This is a genomic window from Sphaerobacter thermophilus DSM 20745 (assembly GCF_000024985.1).
In the GTDB taxonomy this organism is placed as follows: Bacteria; Chloroflexota; Chloroflexia; order Thermomicrobiales; family Thermomicrobiaceae; genus Sphaerobacter; species Sphaerobacter thermophilus.
Window position 1 is genome coordinate 849684 of sequence record NC_013524.1, and the last position, 16579, is coordinate 866262.

Sequence of the window (16579 nt, forward strand, 5' to 3'; positions counted from 1 at the left end):
CGCGGCCGGAATGCCAGCGTATGCGGTTCGTTCTCGCCGTAACCAAAGAGCCGCCCCCTGGAAGGCTCCAGGGGGCGGCTCCGGTGTGACGGGTCAGCGGAAACCGACCGGCGGTCGGTTCCCTCCAGTCAGTCGCGCGACGGTGCTGCGTCTACCAGTAAACGTAGATCCACGACGATTGCCGTTCCTGACCACGGATCGTTGCCTTGGCGACGATGACATCGGTGCCTGATGGGATCATGCTGCTGAAGGAGCAGTACGCCAAGCCATTCATGCTGGTCGTGGTGGTGACGGTCTTGCCCGCGTTCGTGCCTTGGATAACCTCGCAGGTCACCGGGAGGTCCGGTATCAGTTGGTAGTAGCCGTCGCGGACGATGAAGGCGACGCTGACGGAGTTCGAATACTTGCTCGGCTGCCCGCTTAGGTTGATGCTCGATTGACCCGGCAACCAGGTCACGGTCGCCGTCGCGGTCTCGTCGGTGCCGTCGCCGTCGACGTCACCCGTCACGGTGACGGTGTCGACGTAGTTGTCGTACGTGGCGTTGTCGTAGTTCTTGACGCTACAGGTTGTGCTGCCGTTCGCGCCGGTCGTGGCGTTGACCGACTGGCCGGTGTTCGGGCCGGCTGTGATCTGGCATTTCACGGGGACACCGCTGACGGGGCCGCCGTACGCGTCGATAGCCGTCACCGTCATGTTGAACCAGAATGTATACGCCAGCGACGACGACGTCGGCGACACCGTCAGCCTCGCTACGCCGGAGGGTTGCCAGGTGACGGTCACCGTGGTGGTCTCACCGGTGCCGTCGCCGTCGACATCGGCCGTGACAGTGATGGTGTCCGTGTCATTGTTGGCCGCGGCCTTGGCATCGGTGATGGCGCAGGTCGTCTGGCCGTCCGCTCCGATCGTTGCACCGGTCGACTGGCCGCTGTTCGGGCCGCTCGTCACCGCACAGGTGACGGCGACGCCGTTGGCCGGACCACCGTAGCCGTCCACCGCCGTGATGGTCAGCGTGACCGACTGGCGGGCCGTCGGCGTCGTGGTCGACGGGGTCGCGGTCAGGATCGTCGGGCCGGAGGGCTGCCAGATCAGCGTCACCGTGGTCGTCTCGGTCAGGTCCCGGACGCCATTGCCGTTGAAGTCGGCCCAGACGGTGACGGTGTCCTCGTGGTTGCTGCCGGAGGCGGCGGTGTCGGTGATGGCGCAGCTCGCCCGGCCGTTCTGGTCGGTCGTGGTTCGGATGGCCGGCGCGCCCGCGTTCGGACCGGCGCTGACCTTGCACTCCAGCGGGAAACCGGCGATCGGGCCGAAGGCGTTGAGAGCGGTGACGTGTAGTGTGTAGGTGCCGCGCGCCGTCGGCGTGGCCGACGTGGCGTCGACCGACAAGCCGGCCTGGAAGCGGGTGAAGTCGGTCCGGACGAGGTTGTAGACCGCCGAGCCGTCACCGGCTACCTCGTAGTTGACATTGTTCGAGACGCCGACCAGCGTGCCCCCGCCCAGCACGCCGACCACGGCCGCGCCCCGGAACCCAGCCGGCATCTCGCCCAGGCCGAGCGTGTAGACCGTCGCCCCGGCGCCTGCCGGCAGATTCAGATTCAGCGGCGCCTCCCGGTCATCCGCACCGGTTGTCGGCGCCACTGGCACCCCGGCCGCGTCGACGAACTGGACGCTCGCCGTCACGGCCATGCCGCTCGGGTTGAACAGGTTGATGCCCGAGGTATCGTATGACCACCAGGCTGGCCAGGCGGTGCTTCACTGGCGTGTCTCCTTTCGTAACGGGCCCCTTTCCGACATCGGCCCAGGAACACCATCCGCCTGTTCGAGGGCTGGTCGGGTGGGTTGCACGTCAGGAGCACACGCCACTCGAACGAGCTTTGCCGAAACTCCATGACGTGCGATTCGGCACGTGGTTGCGTCATTATGTCCCGAAGCGGCATCGTCTCGCCCGAGGACGGGCGCTCGCAAACGCACATGAGGTAGGATGGGGCCGGGTTCGGCAAAGCAGCGGGAGGTGCAGCATCGGCGAGGAGCTGACCATCATCATCGCCGGGGTGTTCAGCGTCCTGGTCGTCGTGGCGACCGTCGCGATCATCGGCCGGGTCTTGCCGGGGCACTGGCGTGCCCGCCGCTGGTCGCTGGTCGTCATCGATGTCATGCTCATCATCGGCTCGCTGCTGATTGCCTCCCGGCCGGTGATCGGTGCCGTGCGACTGGTCATCTGATCGACCACTCTCTCCGCGGGCTCGGGATGTGGGAGAGCCCCGGATTTCGTCGTGAATTCGGGGTTTCTTACCCGAAGGCGTGCATCATGTATCGCGGGAGTGGCGCGTTCGGAAGCCGATCGGCCGACTAATGCCCCCCAACCTACTTGACATCTTTCTTTCCAGTCTGTAATCTGGGGCCCGGTCACGGCTGGACCCGGTGCCGAAGGGGACATCGGCCGGGGTGGCGAGCCGACCAGTCCGGTCCGCGGCGACGCCACCAGCGTGGCCAACGCGCTCCCCCAGAGCGCGCGTCGTGGAGAACTCTAACACGACATCGGCACGGTGCGCCGGTTGGGGGACCGGCTGTGCCGCTGTCGCGGTGCGGTGAGAGGAGCGGTCGCGGCATCGAGCGAGTCGCTCATCGAGCGGCTCTGGCGTTGCCGGCCACCGCGTCAAGGGAAGGGAAGGGTGTCGGCTGGGATCGGCAGACGAGCGTTCTGTGGCTGCCCACCTGACCGCTCCTCCCACACGCACCCCCTCTCTCCACCTCTGGCCCGGGCGATCCACCCACGCGCCGGAGGGCTCCGGACCTACCACCCACCGTCGATCTCAGCGAAGATAGCCCTCGGCCGCAGTGGCACTGCCTCGCGGCGATTACCGGATGTACGTCTTGGGTGCTCTGCGCGCCCGATGCGAATGGGAGAGCTGAATGTCCGAGACGACCACGCCCGCCCCTGAGCTCGACGGGGTGGTGGAAGCCGCGATGACCCGCTGGGGGGTGCCCGGCCTGACGCTGGGGATCCTGCGCGACGGGGAGGCCGAGACCCGCGCCTACGGCGTCGCCAGCCTGGAGAGCGGCTACCCCCTACGGCCGGACAGCCTGTTCCAGATCGGGTCGATCTCGAAGGTCTACACCGCGACGCTGGTCATGACCTTCGTCGAGGAGGGCGTGCTCGATCTCGACACGCCGGTGTGGACGTACCTGCCGGACCTCGTGCTGGCCGACGCCGCGGCGCGCGATGCGATCACCGTGCGCCACCTGCTGGCCCACACCAGCGGGCTGGAAGGCGACCGCTTCACCGACTATGGCATGGGGGACGACGCCCTGACGCGTGCCATCGCCGAGTTCCACACCCTGCGGCAGATCACCCCGCCCGGCGAGACCTGGGCCTACTGCAACAGCGGCTTCTACCTCACCGGCGCGATTATCGAGCGACTGACCGGGAAGCCGTTCGAGGCGGTCATGCGGGAACGGGTCTTTGAGCCGCTGGGCCTGACGCGCTCCTTCTTCTTCGCACACGAGGCGATCACCTATCCGGTGGCGGTCGGCCACTCGCCGGTGCAGCCGGGCGAGCCGGCCCACGAGGTGGCACGCCGCTACCCGCTGCCGCGCTGCGTCAACGCCGCCGGCGGCATCATCTCCGACGTCGGCGACCTGCTCCGTTTTGCCGCGTTCCACCTGGGCGACGGCACCGTGGACGGGAAGCGGGTGCTCTCCCCCGAATCGCTGGCAGCGATGCGCGAGCCGCAGGCGGAGGCCGGGAGCTTCGCCGAGGCCTACGGGCTGGCCTGGGCGCTGCACGCTTACGACGGCGGGTGGGTCATCGGGCACGGCGGCACGACCGGCGGGTTCCAGGCCCAGCTCCGTCTCGTGCCCGGGCGCGGCTTCGCCGTGGCGGTCCTGACCAACAGCTCGCAGGGCGCGGCGGCGTACAGCGAGATCATCGACTGGGTGCTGGAGCACGAGTGCGGCCTGCGGCCGGTTCGGCCGGAGCCGGTGAGCCTGTCCGCGGATGAGCTGGCCTGGTTCGCCGGGCGCTACCATCGCCCTGACGTCGACATCACGATTTCGGTCGACGGGGACCGGCTGCGCGCCGACGTGGTGACCCGCAGCCAGCTCACCGGCAAGGAGACGACGCTGCCCCCGCTGACGCTCATCCCGATCGGCGAGCGGCGTTTCCTGATCGCCGACACCCACGTGCGCGGGGAGACGGTCGAGTTCCTGGAGGGCCCCGACGGCGCCCCCCGCTTCCTCCGCTTCCACGGCCGCCTGGCGGACTGGCAGGGGCGGTAGCGCCTGGGCTAGACGACTCGCAGCAGTATCGCAACGAGTGCCGCCGTCGGTGTCAAACCGACGGCGGCATTGTCACGTCTGACATTCCCCCTCTCCCCTTGTGGGAGAGGGGGTCAGGGGGTGAGGGGTTCTTCCCCCTACTCCGCCTTCGCTATCGCCGCGCGGATGCGCGGGGCGGTCATCGGGAGGTCGGTGACGCGGGCGCCGGTCGCGTCGGCGATGGCGTTGGCGATGGCCGCCGCGGTCGGGATGACCGGCGGCTCGCCGACACCCTTGGCGCCGAACGGCCCGGCCGAGGACGGTACCTCCACCAGCTTCACCTCGATCGGTGGCACCTGCGGGGCGGCCGGCAGGCTGTAGTCCATCAGCGTCGGGTTCAGAGGCTGGCCGTTGTCGTCGTAGATCAGGCCCTCGTGCAGCGCCCAGCCGATGCCCTGGGCCACACCGCCGTGGATCTGCCCTTCCACGAGCGCCGGGTTCAACGCCCGCCCGACGTCCTGCGCCGCGACGATCCCCAGCAGCGTGACCTCACCAGTCGCCGGGTCCACCCGGACATGGGCGATCTGAGCGGAGAAGCCGGGTGCGCGCGCCGTCACGGCCGACTTGCCGACGCCGTAGACCGGCTCGTACTTGCCGCCGAACGTCATGCTCAGGCGCGCGATCTCGCCGATGGCGATCGAGCGGTCGGGCACACCCTTGACCTGGACCTTGCCGTCCACTATCTCCAGGTCTTCCGGCGCCGCCTCCAGCTCGGCCGCGGCGATGGCGAACACCTGCCGCCGTGCCTCCTCCGCTGCGGCGCGCACCGCCAGTCCCACCGTGTAGGTGATCTTGCTGCCGCCGCTCATGCCCGCGTACGGGGCGCCGTCGGTGTTGTCGGTCACGACCTTCACCCGGTCCACCGGGACGCCGAAGGTCTCGGCGGCGATCATCGCCATCGTCGTGTTGGTGCCGGTTATGTCGACCGACCCCAGGGACACGGTCAGGCTGCCGTCGGTGTTGACCCGGACGTTGGCTGCGCAGGGCTCGATCCCGCCGGGCCAGCCGCCGATCGCGATGCCGAAGCCCTCGTTCGGACCGGCGGTGCGCTGCTGCCAGTGGTCGCGCACTGCCTCGAGCACCTCACGCAACCCCATCTCCGGCCAGGGCACGTCGTTGGGCTGCGGGTCGCCCGGGGCAGAGACGTTGCGCAGCCGGAACTCCAGCGGATCCCAGCCGAGCGCGCGGGCCGCCTCGTCCACCGCCTGCTCGATCGCGAAGGTTCCCTGCGGCGCGCCGGGGGCGCGATAGGCACCTACACCCGGTTTGTTGGTCAGTACCTCGTAGCCGATCAGGTCGAGGTTGGCGCAGCGGTAGTAACCGCCCAGGATCAGCAGCGCCACAACGGCCGGTGCACCGGGGTAGACCCCCGAGTCGAAGATGACGTGACCCTGGATGGCGGTGATGGTCCCGTCTTTCTTGGCCCCGAGCTTCACGTCGATCACCGCGCCAGGGGCGGGGGTCGCCAGCAGGAACTCCTCCATGCGGGAGAGGACCAGCTTGACCGGGCGGCCGGTGCGCAGCGCCAGGGCGCCAACCAGGGGCTCCAGGAGAACCGTCTTGCCGCCGAAGCCGCCACCGACCTCCATCGGCACGATCGTCACCTGGTTCTGCGCCAGGCCCAGCGTGTCGGCGGTGACGGTGCGCGCGTAGAACTGGCCCTGGGTCGCGGTGTAGATCGTGAGGTTGCCCAGCGGGTCGGGTACCGCCAGCGTCGCATGCGGCTCGATGTAGCCCTGGTGCACCGAGGGTGTGGTGAAGCTGCGCTCGACGACGACGTCCGCCTCGGCAAAGCCCTGCTCGACATCGCCCCGGCTGAAACGGACGGCGCTGATGACGTTGTCCGGCAGGCGGTTGACGTCGACCTCTTCACCGCCCTGGACCGTGGCATGCATCTGCGCCTCGGCCCACTCCCCCTCCTGCGCCTTGGGGCGGATTACCGGGGCGTCCGGCTGCATCGCGGCGCGCGGATCGATCACGACACCGAGCGGTTCGTAGTCGACCTGGACCAGCGCCGCGGCCTCCTCCGCAGCCGCCTCACTCTCGGCGATCACCACCGCGACCGGCTGACCGTAGTAGATCACCTTGTCGCGGGCGAGCATGGCCCGCGCCCTCTCCGATGGCTCAGGTCCGTCCGGCAACAGGTCCGCACCCGTGACGACGTCCACCACGCCGGGGACCGCCCGCGCGGCGCTGGTGTCGATACCGGTGATGCGGGCGTGCGCCTGGGTGGCGGTCGTGAGCCGGGCGATGAGGGTTCCCGGCGGGGTCAGGTCGGCGGTGTAGCGGGTCTGGCCGCGCACCTTCTGTGGTGAGTCGATACGTGGGATTGATTTCCCGATCAGCGTAGTCGCGGTCATTCTGCCTCCCTCGGCTATTCGTGCCGGTCTCGCGTCCGGAATCTTGGTCCTTAGCTGGCTCAGCGTCAAGGTAGGTCCGAGATCGCAGGGTCAGCCGACTCAGGGCGAGCGGTACCTCCCGCTCTTGTCGTGTGTACGGACAATGCGTACGATCAGCAGGCGGGTTGGCTCGGCGGTGAGAGAGGACGGCCGGCGTGCACCGGGGATCGTGGAACGGAGTACAGCGGCGAGCGGTGCAAACGCTCGTGATCATCCTGGCTGCCGCCGTGCTCGGTGCCTGCGGCGGATCCGGGCCGTCCGCCACGATGGGACCGGGCGCGGCGAGTGGGACCCCTGCAGAGGCGTCGCCGGTCATCTTATCCCTGCCACCCACCGCGACCCCGACGCTCGCCGCCACGCCCACGGCAACGCCGCCTACCACCTCGCTGCGCGATGTCGACTGGCGTGCGGTTCTGACCGGTGACCCTGCGCTCGAATTCGGCGCTGCCCCGTCGGGCTTCCCCGCCGAGCTGGGCGACCTCTACCTTCCGGATGGACCGGGCGGGGTCTACGGCTTCCCAGCACTGGATGAAATCCTCTACGGCGACCTCGACGGCGACGGGCAGGAGGACGCCGTCATCCCGTTCCACTCCGGCGGCACGGCGGGCGCGATCGGTGTCCTCGTCTACCGCGCGACGCCGGACGGGCCGCGACTTGCGGCGGCCCAGCCGTCGTACAAGATGGACATCCGCCTCGACGGCGGCGAACTGGTCCTGCGCACCGCGGCCTATGCCGGTTGGGAACCGAACTGCTGCCCGAGCGCCTGGGTCGAAACCCGCTACCGGCTCGAGGGTGACGCGCTCGTGCCGACCGCGGAGCAGGTCGGGCCGGTCCAGGGGAGCGAGCTGCTCACCGTCGAGCACTTCTACGGGCTGCTCGATGCGGGCGACTACGAGGCGGCGTACGCCTTCCTCTCACCGAACTTCCAGGCGGCGAACCCCTACGACGCCTGGGTCTCGGGCTACGCGAACACCGAGCGCGTCATCGCCTACGTGGCGCAGAGCGAGCCGGGTCGCGTCACGGTGAACCTGGAGGTGCACGAGCGCGACCCTGCCGGGGACACTCGCGTGCGCTACTTCAGCGGCACCTGGTACCTGATCTTCGACTCCGAGCGCCGGCAATGGCTGCTCGACCGGGCGGAGATCCGAGAGGTGGCGTGAGCGTCAAGTCCTGCGCGTGGCGGTCCGCGGGTCCCATGACCTCGCCGGGAGCTATCCAGCCCAGGAGCGCGGGCGTCGTCGTTCAGCGCAATTCGCCGCTGGCACGTGCCCGGGGGTTTACCCCCGGGCCCCGACCACCGCGCGGCGTCCCTCGCACCACCTATTTCAGGCACCTACCTGGGCGTTGGATACCGTGTCAGCCGGGGGTATTGGAGTGTTGGTTCCTTTCCGCTACTACCTGTACTACCTGCGGTCAGCGGTGAAGCCCGCCGTCTCATCCAGCTCCGGCAGCAGCACGACGCTCTCCTGCTCGTTCGGGTCGGTGCGGGCGATGACGGCGATGCACGGCTCGGTCTGACTGCGGTTGGCCGGCAAGTGCGGGACGCCTGCCGGGATGTAGACGAAGTCGCCCGGGCCGGTGACGACGTGCTCGCGGAGTCCTTCTCCGTACCACATCTCCGCCTCGCCGCTGAGCACGTAGATGGCCGTTTCGTGTCGCTCGTGCAGATGCGCCCTGGCTCGGCCGCCGGGCGGGATGGTCAGCAGGTGCATGCAGAGCCCGGTCGCGCCCGCGCTCTGAGCCGAAATACCCTCGAAGTAGGAGAGGCCCTGCTTCCCCTCGTAGCTGTGGCTGCCGCGAACGACGGTGCAGGTGGGCTGGGCTGGCTCAGGCATGGGCGTCCTCCTCGCTCGTTCCCGGTCATGTGTTCAGCGCATCGTAGCACCGCGCCGGTTCGGCTCCAAGACGGGCCGCGGGGTATACTGGCGGATTGGCCGGCGAACGGGCCGTCAGGACGCCCACGCCGAGCCGATCGAGCGATGGCACAGGGTGCGAGAGGAGGTACACCCAGAACATGGATGCGGCGACGCTTCGCCCTGGACGGGTGAGGTCGGCGGAGAGCGAGCGGCAGTGGTCCTGGTTGGTGGTTGGGGCCATCGCCCTGATGCTGACCTACTTCGCCATCACCAACCACGTCGATCTAGCCCCTTGGAACAACCTCGAGGCGGCCGGGCCGCAACTGGCGAGCACTCTCTCGGGCGTAATCCCCTTCAGCATCATCGCCCTGGGGTTCGCGCTGCGGATCCCCCTGCTGATGCTCGTCGGCACGGTCTACAGCTATGTCTGGCTCCTGCTGCAGATCCGGCAGTGGTGGATCCCGTACCTCTTCGGCTCGACGCCGCTGCACCGCGCGTTCGACTGGTACACCGCCCACGGCTACGATCAGACGGTCCGCTTCCTGCCCGTCATTGAAGGACGGCCCGTGCCCGACGCGCAGCACGTCGTCCTCGAGCTGCTGTCGCTGCTGGTTGTGATCGTGACGACGGTGGCGTACGTCCGGTTGCGCCGGGAGCGCTACTCCTAAGAGCCCTCTAGAGTGGAGATTCAGTCGGATCATGACGAACGGCGAAACCAGCCGTGCCAGGGGTGATCTCGCGTGGTTCATTTGCCTCACCATCGGCATCACCTGGCTCAGCTACCTTCCGATCATCGTCGCGGTGCGGCGCGACGAGACGGTCGATCATAATTCACCGGTGGCCCTGCTCGGCCTCCTGGCGGTGCTGGCGCCGGCGCTGACGGCGTGTGCTCTGGCCGCCGTGCGCGGCGGGCGGCGCGAGTTGCGCACCCTGCTGGGGATGGCGGGGCGGTGGCGCTTCCCCCTGCGGTGGTACCTCGTGGTCCTGGTCGTCCCGTTCGCCGTGCTCTTGACCGGCGTGGCCGTGGACTCCCTGGTGTCGGGCGTGCCGCCGGAAGCGTGGATCCTCGCGCCATCGGCCCAGACGCTCGCGACCTTCTGGATCGCACCGCTCGGTGAGGACCTCGGCTGGCGCGGCTACGCGCTTTCCCGGGCGCTCACCCGGTGGAGCCCGGTCGCCACGAGCCTGATCCTCGGCCCGATCTGGGCGCTGTGGCACCTGCCGATGGCCTTGGTCCCCGGCACCGCGCAGGCCGATCAGTCCTTCCTGCTCTTCACCGTGCAGGTCACGGGCGCGACCATGCTCTTCACCCGGGTGTTCATCGCCACGCGCGGGAGCGTGCTGGCGATGATCCTGATGCATGCCGCGGCCAACCTGTCGTTCAACGTCGTCCCCGTGTTCGCGCATGAGGGTGGCAACGCCACGCGCACCGCGCTCATCTCCGTGCTGTACCTCGTCGCCGGCGTGGTAGCCCTGCTCACTCTGCCCCGCCGGGCCGAGCGTGTGCAGCCGGAGAAGGCCTCCGTCCCTGCCGACTGATCCGGCTGATCCCTCTACGGCGACGGCATAACCCCAGCGGCCGCGGGTGCGCACCCACGGCCGCTGGCCGTACAACGCTCGGCATCGCTGTGGATCGACATGCAGCGCCCACCGGCAGGGATCGAACCGCGCCGGGACGGTGCGGTAGGCCATTGCCTCCTCATCGACTCGCAGCCGAACCAGGAGAAGCCGCGCACCATCCACCACAACCCTGTGGTCTCGTTGTCGTTAACTCACCTTGGCGCTGTGAGACTACTTGACCTTCTGAGCCTTTTCCTCTACGATCTCACTGTTTATGCTTTGGAGAGCGGTTCGTTTGGTCCGGTGACCGGTCACAGCGAGCCCGCCGCGGTGGGGTGTACGCGAGAGAGGGGGCGAGTGTGACGCGGGGATCGGTGCTCGGTCGCCTGGTGCGATCGGGACGGGTGGTGGTGCTGCTCGTCGTCGGCCTGCTGGTGGGGCTGTTCAGCGGGGTGGCGCTGGCCAACCAGGACGCCCAGGTGATCTACGGCTGTAAAACCGGGTTGGCCGGGTTGCTGCGCATCGTGGACAACCCGAAAAAGTGCTGGTGGTTCGAGACTCCCATTTCCTGGAACCAGATGGGGCCACAGGGGCCACAGGGGCCAGCGGGACCGGCGGGACCCAAGGGCGAGAAAGGCGATCCGGGTCCACAGGGGCCTGCGGGCCCGCAGGGGCCACAGGGACCGAAAGGTGAGAAGGGCGATTCAGGTCTGGATAACATCACGATCTACACGCCGACCCCAGTGACCATTGAGAATGGGCAGAGTGGGTCCTGGGAGTTCACCTGTCAGGTTCCCAGTAATCGCGTCTTGGGTGGAGGGTATGAAATTCAGCCTGGCGGACCTGGGGTGGAAGTGCGGGCGAGCCGACCGATTCAATCCTTAGTCCAAGTGTGGCGGGTGATCGTTACTAACAATTCCGGAACAAACCAGGAATTGACCGTCTCGATGATCTGTGCGCAATAAGGCACACCGGTCATCCCATCGGTGATCCACTGGCCGCTGGCGATGTCTCGTCTCCAGCGGCTTCCTTGTCTCCATCCGCGGGGCGGTCGCCAGCACCGTTCGGACGGTGCGCCGGCTGGGGGCGTGGTGGCGCGCCGGCACGGCCTCCGCGTTCGGGGGGGGTCGCGTCTCAGCGGTGGGAGTGCGGCACGCCGGGGCCACGACCGCGAGTCGGCCCTCCATGTCCAGGGTCCGGCGCGCAGTGGGGAGAACGGCTGAGGCCAGGGCTGAGTGTCGCGCTTCCGAGCAGATAGACTGGGAGGGACGGTCGCTGTTGGACGTAAGCAGGTATGAGTGAGGAGTGGGAGGGGCATCGCGATGCTCGATACCACCACGGAGTGGGGACGGCTGGTCGAGCGGCGGCTGCGTGAGGAGGAGGTCATCTGGCTGACGACCGTCCGGCGCGATGGGCAGCCGCAGCCGATCCCCGTCTGGTTCCTGTGGGACGGCGAGACGATCCTCATCTACTCGCGGCCGGATCAGCAGAAGGTGCGCAACATCCGCCACAACCCAAAGGTGTCGCTGCACTTCAACACCGACGAGTACGGCGACAGCGTGGTGCGGATCGACGGCGTGGCGGAGATTGTGCCGGACGCGCCGCCCGTTACCGAGGTGCCGGAGATGATCGAGAAGTACCGGGACGGGATCCGGCGCATCGGCTCCGACCCTGAGTCGTTCGCCCGCGACTACTCGGTCGCCATCCGCGTCGTACCGCAGCGGTTCTACGGCTGGTAGCCTCATGCAGCGCCGGACAAGGTCGTCGGCAGGCTGGATCGCGGACGCTGACCGCCTGCGGTCCGTCGGGCGACGAGCGGGGTGGGCCGGCGCTCACGGGGGCAGCCCGCCGGATGAGCACTTCGCCATCTCGGAAACGGCCGCTCTATCCTGTGCTCGTTGGGTTCCTGCGCCTTGGACTCTGTGGGGGAGATGAGTCATGAGCATTCCCGGCGCGCGTGATTGGCGCGAGATGACGGCATGGATGGCCGAGCTGCTGAAGCGGCGGACCGGTGACGACGTGGAGACGTGGAATGCCCGCGTGCGCGAATCCGGCGCGCACGACGAGGCGAGCCTGCGGGCGTGGCTCACCGAGCAGGGCGTAACCGGCTACGCGCAAACACTCCTGGTGATGGAGCGGTTCGGCTATCCTGACTTCTTCCTTGCCACGGCGGATGACCTGATTGCCGCGCATTACGCCGACCGACCCGCGCTTCGGCCGATCCTGGACGCCGTGCTCGTGCGGGCGGGGCAGCTTGGCGAGGTGAAGGTTCAGGCGCGCAAGACGTTTGTGGCTCTGGTCACGCCGCGCCGGACCTTCGCGGTGGTGCAACCCACGACCAGGCGGCGGGTGGATCTCGGGCTGCGACTCGCGGACCCGCCACTTGGCGGGCGCCTCCGCGCTGCCTCGAGCATGGGCAACGGCGCCATGACGGCGCGGATCGGCCTCGAATCGGTGGAGGAGGTCGACGACGAGGTCGACGAGTGGCTGCGGCGCGCCTACGAAGAAAACACCTGATCCGACGATCGCGCCGGAGAATGACGCGCGTTCGTCCGCGGCGCCGGCGACAGGACGAAGACTGTCGTGCCGTGACGGCCCCGACCAGCGCCCCCTATGGGGAGCCTCTGAGTGCGTACTTGGGCTTGACACGGCCGTCCGGGTTCCGGATAATGGCTGCATCGATAATCCGCGCGGTGCTATTTGAGTCGCTGCGCAGTTCGTCGTAGGACGTGTCCCTCGCCTAGGAGCATCGTCCGCGCGTTTCGCGCAATTCCCAGGAAGGCGATCGTGGTCATCCCCCTGCTCCATGTGGCCAGTGGCGCGAACCCGGACGAGTGGTATCTGGCCTGGCATGCCGATCCGCTCCTCACCTTGCTGCTCGGCGGCTCCGCGGCCGGGTACCTGCTCGCCTACCGGGCGGCCGCCCTGGCCGGCCGGCGGGTGCCGCCCCGTTGGCAGGTCCTCGCCTACCTTGGTGGGCTGGTGAGTCTGGCGGTGGCGCTCATGGGCCCGCCGGACCACTTCAACGGCGTGCTCTTCTCGGTCCACATGGTCCAGCACCTGATCCTCATGCTGGTCGCCGCGCCGTTGCTGGTGTTGGGCCGGCCGGTGCAGGTTCTCCTGCGAGGCCTGCGCCCCCACCACAGCCGCGCGCTGATGGGGATCACCGCCCGGCACCCCGGGCTGCGCGGGCTGCTCGGTATGGTCGTCCACCCGATGACCGTGTTCCTCCTCTATAATGGGAGCTTCCTGTTTTGGCACCTCCCGGGGCCCTATCAGGCCGCCGTGCGCGACGAGCTCATCCACGATCTGGAGCATGTCGCCTTCTTCGGCACGGCGCTCCTCTTCTGGTGGGTGCTGATCGATCCGGTCCCGCGGCACTATCGCCTGTCCACGACCGCGGCCGCGCTGCTGCTGTTCGCGACCTGGATGGCCGGGGACCTTATCTGCGCCACGATTACCCTGTCGCGCAACCTCATTTATCCGGTCTACGCCGAGACGGAGCCGCCCTGGGGCCTGACCCCGCTCGGCGACCAGCGGCTTGGGGGCGCGATCATGTGGGCCAGCGCGGGACTCTACTACGCGGTGGTCCTGATCGGTCTCCTCGCCGCGCCGTACCTCCGAACGCGCCCGGCGAACCACGCCGGCCAGCACGCCTGATCGGTCCGCGCCCAGCGACCTGGCGCGGCATCGGATCCCACCCCAGCGGGTGGGGCGAAACCATCCCGACGGGTAGGACACAGCCGGTGGCGTTGTTGCTACCGTAGCGCAAACCCGGCAGCGTAGCGCGAGCCAGCGTCCCAACGATCGTTCCCTGGTCATCCGCGGCAGCGGTTCATATCGCCGGTTGCGGCTCGATGAGCGTACCGGAAGGGGCATGACGTATGGCACACGACGATCCATCGCAGACTCCGAGTCGGGAGCGACCCCCCTGGCCGCAGGTGCTTCTCGATGACCTGTTCTTGCTCCTGCTCGCCGGGCTGGTGGTGCCGACGTTGACCTACATCGTGTGGGGGCTGATCAGCCTGGCCAACGTGCCGCTCTTCGGGGAGTAGCGACAGGGCTGGGCGGCTCGCCCGCGCGAAGGGGGAAAGGGGGTGTACATGGCTGGCAGGTTCAGCCCGCTGGCGAAGCCCCAGGGGACGTGGTGGAGCCCGCTGGGCCGCGACGAGCGGCTCTGGGTGGCGATCGCTGCCATCTGGGGCCTGGGCATGTTCCTGATGATCGCGTTCATCTGGCCGGCGATCGGCAACGAGCAGAACGAGATTCAGAGCTATCGGATCGATCCCGCCGAGTTTCACCGCCTGACCATGGAGTTCACCGAGGCGCACCAGATCGGGGAGATGGATGGTGTGCCGGTGGTTGCTCCGCCGCCAGGCAGCGACATCTACCTGGAGGGGCAGCAGTTCGCCTGGCGGCCGGTGGTGCAGCTCAAGCGCGGCGAGCAGTACCGGTTCCTGATCTCCTCGCGCGATGTGCAGCACGGCTTCTCGCTGGTGATGGAGCGCCACAGCGTCAACTTCCAGGTCTTGCCGGGGTTCGTCACCGCGATCCGCCTGACGCCCGAGCAGGTGGGCGAGTTCGCTGTCGTCTGTAACGAGTTCTGTGGCGCGGGTCACCACCTTATGACCGGCCGGATCATCGTGACCGACTAGGGCGCGGAGGAAAGGGGCAACACGATGCAGACGGCAATATCAGGCCTGGCGCGCCGCTGTGGGGTCACCGGTCTCGTGATCGACCGGTCGGCCGAGCGGCTGATTAAGTTCCACGCGGTGACCGCGGTCCTCTTCCTGGCGCTCGGCGGCATACTGGCGCTGCTGATCGCGCTGACCCGTTGGCAGGTGGTCCATCTCCTGCCGGCCAAGCAGTTCTACGCCTTCCTCTCCGCGCACGGCATGGTCATGCTGATCTTCTGGATCCTCTTCTTCGAGATGGCCGGCCTCGTCTTCGGCAGCACGGTGCTGCTGAGTGCGCGGATGGTGGTACCTCGGCTCGGCTGGGTGGCCTACGCCATGATGCTGGGTGGCGCGGTGGTCGCCACCGGGCTGATGCTGACCGACCGGGCGACGGTGATGTTTACCTCCTACCCACCGCTTCAGGCTCCGCCTCTCTACTACGCGTCGGTCCTGGTCTTCGCGGTGGGGGCAATCCTGGGGGTAGTTCACTTCTTCATCAACGTCCTCGCCGCGCGGATGCGGGGGGATGTCGGCTCACTGCCGCTCTTCACCTTCGCGCTGGCGGGGGCGGGGATCATCGCGCTCTGGAGCCTGATCTCCGGTGCCGCGGCGCTGCTGCCGGCCTTCCTCTGGTCGGCGGGTGTGATCGACTCGATCGACCCAGGCGTCTACCGGCTCCTCTACTGGGGGCTGGGGCACGGGGCGCAGCAGGTCAACCTGGCGGCGATGGTGGCGGTCTGGTACGGGCTCGCGAGCCTGATGACCGGCGGCCGCCCCCTCAACGAGGGCCTGAGTCGCTTCGCGATCGTCCTCTACATCTTCTTCATCAACATGGGGGCGATGCACCACCTGCTGGTCGACCCGGGCCTGACCCCGTGGCTGCGCAACATCAACACCAGCTACTTCATGTACCTCGCCGTACTCGGGAGCCTGATCCATGGCTTCAGCATTCCCGCCTCGGTCGAGCTGGGGATGCGGACACAGGGGCACCGACGGGGTCTGTTCGGCTGGCTGCGGCGGGCGCCCTGGGGGGAGCCGGGCTTCGCCGCGCTCGCGGTGAGCCTGTTCCTCTTCGGGGTCATGGGTGGCATCAGCGGGGTGATCATCGGCGGGCCGCAGGTGAACATGATCGTGCACAACACGCTGCTGTCGCCCGCGCACTTCCATATGACGGTGGTGGCGGGCACGACGATCGCCTTCATGGGGCTCGCCTACTACCTCGTGCCGCTGATCTTCCAGCGGCAACTCGTGCTGCGGGGCTGGGCCCGGTACCAGCCGTATCTCTATGGCGCGGGCATGGTCGTCTGGGGGATCGGGACCGGGCTGGCGGGGCACTGGGGCGTGCCGCGGCGGCACTGGGACATCACCTTCGATCGGGTCTCGACGCTCCCCACCCAGATCTTCCAGACGACCGAGGTGGATGTCTTCATGGCACTGCTGGGGATCGGCGCGGTGATTGCGGTGATCGGCGGCGCGATGTTCGTGACGATTATCGTCGCCACCGTCGCACTTGGGCAGCGCACCGCGACGCCAGACCTGGGGCGGGTTATGGCGAACGCGTTCTCGTCGGCGCCGGCCGTGGCCGGAGCCTCCGGTGAGGAGGGGGAGGCTCCGGCGCCCGCCCACGGCGCGTTCGAGGCGCCGGGCGCGCTGGTGCTGTCCCTGGCGTTCTTGACGCTGTTCGTGTTGCTGTACGGCTTCTCCTGGTTTGAGTTGAGCACCGTGCCCTGGCAGGTGCGCTAGATCCGGCCCGAGCGTGGGGCGTGGGAAAGA

General features: G+C 68.3%; 15 protein-coding genes. 12 read left to right on the top strand and 3 right to left on the bottom strand.

Annotated features, from left to right (window positions below; genetic code table 11):
* Nucleotides 1-151 precede the first annotated feature (151 nt).
* Entirely contained in the window at nucleotides 152-1678 is a 1527-nt protein-coding gene (locus STHE_RS15895; protein ID WP_148220132.1) for a hypothetical protein, read from the bottom strand.
* Between the two features lie 194 nt (nucleotides 1679-1872).
* Here STHE_RS15895 and STHE_RS18890 point away from each other — a divergent pair, with 194 nt between their 5' ends.
* Together STHE_RS18890 and STHE_RS15900 are read left to right on the top strand one after the other, a co-directional pair.
* Nucleotides 1873-2220 carry a hypothetical protein gene (locus tag STHE_RS18890; RefSeq protein WP_169308216.1) on the top strand — a complete coding sequence of 116 codons (348 nt, stop codon included), beginning with the start codon at nucleotides 1873-1875 and terminating at the stop codon, nucleotides 2218-2220.
* Nucleotides 2221-2911: 691 nt separating this feature from the next.
* On the top strand, nucleotides 2912-4276 hold the full coding sequence (locus tag STHE_RS15900; RefSeq protein WP_012873615.1) for a serine hydrolase domain-containing protein: 1365 nt from the start codon (nucleotides 2912-2914) through the stop codon (nucleotides 4274-4276).
* Between the two features lie 137 nt (nucleotides 4277-4413).
* Here the strand turns inward: STHE_RS15900 and STHE_RS15905 are convergent, their stop codons facing one another.
* Entirely contained in the window at nucleotides 4414-6675 is a 2262-nt protein-coding gene (locus STHE_RS15905; RefSeq protein WP_012873616.1) for a xanthine dehydrogenase family protein molybdopterin-binding subunit, read from the bottom strand.
* Nucleotides 6676-6908: 233 nt separating this feature from the next.
* Between STHE_RS15905 and STHE_RS15910 the strand changes: the two genes are divergently transcribed.
* Nucleotides 6909-7874, top strand: a complete 966-nt coding sequence (locus tag STHE_RS15910) for a hypothetical protein (protein WP_041400468.1) — start codon at nucleotides 6909-6911, stop codon at nucleotides 7872-7874.
* A gap of 243 nt (nucleotides 7875-8117) precedes the next feature.
* On the opposite strand, the gene STHE_RS15915 is transcribed toward STHE_RS15910, so the two are convergent.
* Nucleotides 8118-8549: a cupin domain-containing protein gene (locus STHE_RS15915; protein WP_012873618.1), complete on the bottom strand. Its 432-nt coding sequence runs from the start codon at nucleotides 8547-8549 to the stop codon at nucleotides 8118-8120.
* A gap of 179 nt (nucleotides 8550-8728) precedes the next feature.
* Here STHE_RS15915 and STHE_RS15920 point away from each other — a divergent pair, with 179 nt between their 5' ends.
* The 9 genes from STHE_RS15920 to STHE_RS15960 all read left to right on the top strand — a co-directional run bounded on the left by STHE_RS15920 (nucleotide 8729) and on the right by STHE_RS15960 (nucleotide 16549).
* On the top strand, nucleotides 8729-9238 hold the full coding sequence (locus tag STHE_RS15920; protein ID WP_012873619.1) for a hypothetical protein: 510 nt from the start codon (nucleotides 8729-8731) through the stop codon (nucleotides 9236-9238).
* 31 nt (nucleotides 9239-9269) lie between these two features.
* The gene (locus STHE_RS15925; RefSeq protein ID WP_012873620.1) at nucleotides 9270-10109 is read left to right on the top strand and encodes a CPBP family intramembrane glutamic endopeptidase; all 840 of its coding nucleotides are present in this window, start codon (nucleotides 9270-9272) and stop codon (nucleotides 10107-10109) included.
* 380 nt (nucleotides 10110-10489) lie between these two features.
* On the top strand, nucleotides 10490-11095 hold the full coding sequence (locus STHE_RS19270) for a collagen-like protein (RefSeq protein ID WP_012873621.1): 606 nt from the start codon (nucleotides 10490-10492) through the stop codon (nucleotides 11093-11095).
* A 357-nt stretch (nucleotides 11096-11452) separates the two neighbouring features.
* Complete coding sequence (locus STHE_RS15940; protein ID WP_012873622.1) at nucleotides 11453-11869, top strand: TIGR03667 family PPOX class F420-dependent oxidoreductase; 417 nt, start codon at nucleotides 11453-11455, stop codon at nucleotides 11867-11869.
* A gap of 199 nt (nucleotides 11870-12068) precedes the next feature.
* On the top strand, nucleotides 12069-12647 hold the full coding sequence (locus STHE_RS15945; RefSeq protein ID WP_012873623.1) for a DUF5655 domain-containing protein: 579 nt from the start codon (nucleotides 12069-12071) through the stop codon (nucleotides 12645-12647).
* Nucleotides 12648-12917: 270 nt separating this feature from the next.
* A complete protein-coding gene (locus STHE_RS15950) occupies nucleotides 12918-13790 on the top strand; it encodes a cytochrome c oxidase assembly protein (RefSeq protein WP_012873624.1) in 873 nt (290 codons plus the stop codon).
* Nucleotides 13791-14014: 224 nt separating this feature from the next.
* Complete coding sequence (locus STHE_RS19135; RefSeq protein ID WP_012873625.1) at nucleotides 14015-14185, top strand: hypothetical protein; 171 nt, start codon at nucleotides 14015-14017, stop codon at nucleotides 14183-14185.
* A 48-nt stretch (nucleotides 14186-14233) separates the two neighbouring features.
* Entirely contained in the window at nucleotides 14234-14785 is a 552-nt protein-coding gene (locus tag STHE_RS15955; protein ID WP_012873626.1) for a cupredoxin domain-containing protein, read from the top strand.
* A gap of 24 nt (nucleotides 14786-14809) precedes the next feature.
* Nucleotides 14810-16549, top strand: a complete 1740-nt coding sequence (locus STHE_RS15960; RefSeq protein WP_012873627.1) for a cbb3-type cytochrome c oxidase subunit I — start codon at nucleotides 14810-14812, stop codon at nucleotides 16547-16549.
* Nucleotides 16550-16579 lie beyond the last annotated feature (30 nt).